Below are 2,123 nucleotides of genomic sequence, written 5' to 3'. Positions count from 1 at the left end.
GCTCGACGGGGTCCTGCGCGAAGTGCTGGAGCGCCGCGGCACCTGCCTGCGCGTCCTCTCGAATCGCGCGGCCATCCTCTGCGCCGCCTGGAGCCCGGATGGCAGGCACCTGGCCACCGGAGACACGGCGGGGCGGGTCCACCTCTGGGACCTCCAGTCGCCGGGCGCGGAGCCCACGCGCATCGATGCGGGCACCACCGCCAGCGCCCCCGGCGTGAAGGCGCTGGTCTGGGCCGCGCGGAGCCACCACCTGGCCTGCTGCGACAACGACTCCCGGGTCCGGGTGATGAAGGTGGGCAGGAACGGGGCCTGCGTGCTGAGCCAGACGTATGACGAGGGGACGCGCGACCCCTGGGGGCTCCAGCTCTCGCCCGACGAAGCGCTGCTGCTCGGGCCGGATGGCAAGGCCAGCGCCGACCCGGGCGATACCGCGCGGAATGCCGCCGTGCTCGGCGTGGCGCGCCAGGAGCGCGTCCCGGTGTGTGACTCCGGGCCGACGAAGCCCTCCCGGTGCGCCGAGGTGCTGGCCGCCGCCTGGGCGCCCACCGGGAAGGTCTTCGCCACCGCCGGACTCGACGAGGTGGGCGTCTGGCGCGTGACGCGGCGCGAGCACCGGGACACCGTCACCCGGCAGGTGACGTTCCCCGTGGCGGGGGTCCTGACGGTGGCCTGGCATCCGGGTGCGCCGGCGCTCGCCGCGGCAGGGGCGAAGGGGGTCGTCGTCTTCCGCGGGTCCGGCGACAGGCGCAAGCCGTGGGAGCTGGAGACGCGGCAGGAGCTGGAGACGCCCGGCGCGGTGGAGCACGTGGCCTGGAGCCCGGAGGGCCAGTGGCTCGCGGCGGCCAGCACCGGGACCGTGCACCTCTGGCACGCGGACTCGGGCCTCCTCTCGAATGTCCTCCACGCGGAGGGCCCTTCGCTCGGAGGGCTCGCGTGGAACCCCCGGCGGCGCGGCGTCCTCGCGACCTGGAGCGGCACCCGGGCCCGGGTCTGGGACGTGGAGAGCGGCCGGGTGCTGGCGACGCTCACCGGCCACGCCGGAAGCATCCACCAGGCGGTGTGGAGTCCCGACGGGATGCGGCTCGTCACCGTGAGCGCGGACGCCACGGCGCGCATCTGGGACGACGCACTCGGCGGCCCCCTCCGCCGGGAGACCTGGGAGGAGGTGGAGCAGTTCGTGGGGAAGGGCGCCCCCTCCCGCCACAAGCCGGAGCTCCTGCCGCAGCCGGGCGCCCCTGGCCCCGTGTGGAGCCCCGACGCAAAGCATGTCGCGGTCCAGGACGGGCCCAGGACCTTCTCGCTGTGGACGGCCTCCGGCGAGCTCGAGGCCCGCGGGAAGGAGCTGCCCCACGACCTGATGCGGTGGGTGTGGCATCCCCAGAGCAAGGCCCTGGGACTCGTCCTGCGCGACGAGCCGGGGCCCGGGTTCTGGGACCTCGCGAGCCAGACCCTGACGCTCTCCACGGGCAGGGAGAAGGACCCGCTGTGGGACCTGGCCTGGAGCCCGTCGGGCCTGCAGCTCGCCACCGCCTGCGATGACGGCTGGGCCCGCATCTACCACTGCCCGGGCACCTGCGCGCTCGACAAGCTGCTGTGGAGTCTGCGGCTGGTGTTCCCGGCCCGCCGCGTCGCCTGGAGCCCGGATGGGCAGTTCCTCGCCACCGGGGACGCCGGTGGGCTGGTGGGGATCTGGGACTCGCGCGGCTACGACCTGGTGGCGTGCCCCCAGACGCAGTGGGGGCCCATCCAGCACCTGGTGTGGAACCGGAGCGGCTCGTGCCTCTTCACCGCGAGCGAGGACGGCCGCGGCCTGCTCTGGCGCCAGGGGGGCGCTGGGCGCTGGGCGAGCTCAGCGGTGCTGGAGGCGGAGCCCACCCGGCTGCGCGGGGCCGCCTTCTCACACGATGGCCGGTGGCTGCTGGCGATGGAGGCGGACGGCGCGGGCATCCGCCTCCACCCCGCCGAGTTCGAGACGCTGGTGGACCAGGTGGCCTCCCGGCCGGGCCGCAACGCGTTCACGGAGCAAGAGCGCACCCACTACCTTCAGTTCCGGAACCAGCGATGGCAGCGCAGTGAATCCAAGGAGACGCCATGAAACCAGGACACGTCGTGCAGAAGCACCC

At 74.4% G+C, this 2,123-nt stretch carries 1 protein-coding gene; it reads left to right on the top strand.

The features are described 5' to 3' along the window. Positions 1-2,095: WD40 repeat domain-containing protein (locus D7V93_RS42145; protein WP_147451646.1), on the top strand; the 2,095-nt coding region annotated here is incomplete at its 5' end. Positions 2,096-2,123: the final 28 nt, after the last annotated feature.

Origin of the sequence: Corallococcus llansteffanensis (genome assembly GCF_003612055.1) — a bacterium.
In the GTDB taxonomy this organism is placed as follows: Bacteria; Myxococcota; Myxococcia; order Myxococcales; family Myxococcaceae; genus Corallococcus; species Corallococcus llansteffanensis.
Note: the sequence above shows the minus strand (reverse complement) of the source record. Positions and strands in the feature narration are given on the sequence as shown.